The sequence below is a fragment of the Mycobacterium sp. genome, assembly GCF_019243155.1.
In the GTDB taxonomy this organism is placed as follows: domain Bacteria; phylum Actinomycetota; class Actinomycetes; order Mycobacteriales; family Mycobacteriaceae; genus Mycobacterium.
Window position 1 is genome coordinate 1 of sequence record NZ_JAFAUS010000194.1, and the last position, 3,315, is coordinate 3,315.

Annotated in this window: 3 protein-coding genes and 1 pseudogene; 3 read left to right on the forward strand and 1 reads right to left on the reverse strand. The window is 67.7% G+C overall.

Features of this window, described 5'->3' with window-relative positions:
* Positions 1-671: polyprenol phosphomannose-dependent alpha 1,6 mannosyltransferase MptB (gene mptB, locus JOZ00_RS09565; RefSeq protein WP_293343013.1), on the reverse strand; the 671-nt coding region annotated here is incomplete at its 3' end.
* Positions 672-740: 69 nt separating this feature from the next.
* Between mptB and JOZ00_RS09570 the strand changes: the two genes are divergently transcribed.
* From JOZ00_RS09570 to JOZ00_RS09580, 3 genes and pseudogenes are all read left to right on the forward strand, one after another.
* Positions 741-1,592, forward strand: coding sequence for a metalloregulator ArsR/SmtB family transcription factor (locus tag JOZ00_RS09570; protein WP_293343016.1), 852 nt, complete (start codon positions 741-743; stop codon positions 1,590-1,592).
* Entirely contained in the window at positions 1,589-3,049 is a 1,461-nt protein-coding gene (sufB, locus tag JOZ00_RS09575) for a Fe-S cluster assembly protein SufB (RefSeq protein WP_293343019.1), read from the forward strand. Before JOZ00_RS09570 ends, sufB begins: the two co-directional genes overlap by 4 nt.
* An 8-nt stretch (positions 3,050-3,057) precedes the next feature.
* Positions 3,058-3,315 (forward strand): annotated as a pseudogene (locus JOZ00_RS09580) (Fe-S cluster assembly protein SufD); the annotation flags it as partial.

The window sequence follows — 3,315 nt, forward strand, 5'->3', positions numbered from 1 at the left end:
GGGGTAGCCCAGACGATCAGCGCGACGCCGACGAGCTCGACCAGCCGATGGCAGAGCACGGCGGCGACGATGTTCTCTCCCGTGAGCGCCGAGATCCCGCGTCCGATCCACAAAAACAGCGGGCCGTAGGGCGCCGGGGTCTCCCGCCACAGGGTGGGGACGGACAGCGTGAACACGTGCGACAGGCCGAGCCCGGAAGCCGGGCCCACTCGATAGGGATCGAGGCCCTCCAGCGAAATCTGGCTTTGCGCCAGGTAGGAGTAGACGTCTTTGCTGTACATGGGCGGTGCGATCAGCAGCGGCACGATCCAGAGCAGCAGCGTGCGGTCGAGGTCGCCGCGCGACATGCGCCTGTTGCCGAGTGCGAACCGGCCGAGCATCAGCCAGGCCAGCGCCATCATGACGGCCCCGGTCGACGTCATCGTCAGCGAAACCGTCTGGATCCGCGAGGGCAGGTTGAGCAACCGGACCCCGAACGTGGGGTCCTGCACGACGGGCCGGGCCCCGGCGCCCAGCGCCCCGATCGCCATCAGCACGGTGCCGGTGGCACCGAACAGGCGGGTGCGCTGCAGCGCGGTCAGCTCGGTATCGTTCAGCGGCGAACCCACCGCTTGCTCGTCGCCATGCAGGCTGGCGATCGACGAGCTGAGCGTGTGGTGGCGGGCTGCCATCACAGCAGCGTAACCGTCGCTATCGCACCGCCCGCGGTGTGAGCAGCGCAACGCGGACAGAGGGCACCCTTGCTAGACCGATCTCCGGAATTGCGTCACACTGGTGTTGTGAAAATCCGGACCAGCCCCGATGACGCCGCCGTCGACGCGGTGGGCGCCGCGGTGCCCGACGGGCACACCCGCCGCGCGATCGTGCGGTTGCTGGTGGAGTCCGGATCGATCACCGCCGGTGAGATCGGTGACCGGCTCGGCTTGTCGGCCGCCGGTGTGCGGCGTCACCTGGACGTTTTGATCGACGCGGGCGACGCCGAGTCCACCGCCGCCGCGGCCTGGCAGCAGATGGGGCGGGGACGCCCCGCCAAGCGTTACCGGCTGACCGCGGCCGGCCGGGCCAAGCTCGACCACGCCTACGACGACCTGGCGTCGGCGGCCATGCGCCAGCTGCGCGAGATCGGCGGCGAGGAGGCGGTCCAGCGGTTCGCCCGGCAGCGGATCGACAGCGTCCTGGCCGGGGTCGCCGCGGCCGACAGCGCGGATGACGCGGATGTCGAGGCTGCCGCCGAGCGGATCGCCGCGGCAATGTCGAAAGCCGGCTTCGTGGCCACCACCACGCGGGTGGGCGGCCCGATTCACGGGGTGCAGATCTGCCAGCACCACTGCCCGGTGTCGCACGTCGCCGAGGAATTCCCGGAACTGTGCGACGCCGAACAGCAGGCGATGGCGGAGGTGCTGGGTACCCACGTGCAGCGGTTGGCGACGATCGTCAACGGCGATTGCGCCTGCACCACCCACGTACCCCTGACACAGACGGCGACCACGGCGCCCAGCCCGCGCCGCGCCGGCGACGACGCAAAGCGAAGCGATGCGGAGGACCGGCGCTACATGACCGACAACACGAGCACCAAAGGAGCGTCGTTATGACCCTCACGCCAGAGGCCCAAAAGACTGTCGACACAGCCGCTGTCGAGCCGCTGACGCAGGAGCAGACAATCGACTCGCTGGGCCGGTACGGCTACGGCTGGGCGGACTCCGACGTCGCGGGCGCCAGCGCGCAGCGCGGGTTGTCGGAGGCGGTGGTCCGCGACATCTCGGGGAAGAAGAGCGAGCCCGAGTGGATGCTGCAGACCAGGCTCAAGGCGCTGCGCATCTTCGAGCGCAAGCCGATGCCGTCGTGGGGTTCGAACCTGGAGGGCATCGACTTCGACAACATCAAGTACTTCGTGCGGTCCACCGAAAAGCAGGCCGCCTCTTGGGATGATCTGCCCGAGGACATCCGCAACACCTACGACAGGCTCGGCATCCCCGAGGCCGAGAAGCAGCGGCTGGTCGCCGGTGTGGCGGCGCAGTACGAGTCCGAGGTGGTCTACCACCAGATCCGTGAGGACCTGGAGTCCCAGGGCGTCATCTTCATGGACACCGACACCGGGCTGCGCGAGCACCCGGAGCTGTTCCAGCAGTACTTCGGAACGGTGATTCCCGCGGGCGACAACAAGTTCTCCGCGCTGAACACCGCGGTGTGGAGCGGTGGTTCGTTCATCTACGTCCCGCCGGGTGTGCGCGTCGACATCCCGCTGCAGGCCTACTTCCGGATCAACACCGAGAACATGGGCCAGTTCGAGCGGACGCTGATCATCGTCGACGAAAACGCCTACGTGCACTACGTGGAGGGCTGTACCGCCCCGATCTACACGTCGGACTCGCTGCACTCCGCAGTCGTGGAAATTATCGTAAAGCCCGGTGGCCGTTGCCGTTACACGACCATTCAAAACTGGTCGAACAACGTCTACAACCTGGTCACGAAGCGGGCGCGCGCCGAAGCCGGTGCCACCATGGAGTGGGTCGACGGCAACATCGGGTCCAAGGTCACCATGAAGTACCCGGCCGTCTGGATGACCGGCGAGCACGCCAAGGGCGAGGTGCTGTCGGTCGCCTTCGCAGGCGAGGGGCAGCACCAGGACGCGGGCGCCAAAATGCTGCACCTGGCGCCGAACACGTCGAGCAACATCGTCTCGAAGTCGGTGGCGCGCGGCGGCGGCCGCACCTCCTACCGCGGGCTCGTCCAGGTCAACAAGGGCGCGCACGGTTCGCGCTCCAGCGTGAAATGCGATGCGCTGCTGGTCGATACGATCAGCCGCAGTGACACCTACCCGTACGTCGACATCCGCGAGGACGACGTCACGATGGGTCACGAGGCCACCGTGTCCAAGGTCAGCGAGAACCAGCTGTTCTACCTGATGAGCCGCGGGCTCACCGAGGACGAGGCGATGGCCATGGTGGTGCGCGGCTTCGTCGAGCCGATCGCCAAGGAACTGCCCATGGAGTACGCCCTGGAGCTCAACCGGCTGATCGAGCTGCAGATGGAAGGCTCGGTCGGCTAGTGACGAACATGACTGAGGCGGTTGAGGGTTCGGCGCTCACCGCTGCCAACAAGGGCGAGCTGTTCGCGTCGTTCGATGTCGACGCGTTCGAGGTGCCCAGCGGTCGTGACGAGATCTGGCGGTTCACCCCGCTGCGCCGGTTGCGTGGTCTGCACGACGGCTCGGCGCGCGCCAACGGGAAGGCGCAGATCACCGTCAGCGAGCAGCCCGGCGTGCAGGTCGAGACCGTGCACCGCGGCGACGAGCGGCTCGGGCAGGGCGGTACC

Coding starts and splice junctions, on each gene's coding strand:
- sufB (WP_293343019.1), top strand. CDS start 1,589: ATGACCCTCACGCCAGAGGCCCAAAAGACTGTCGACACAGCCGCTGTC.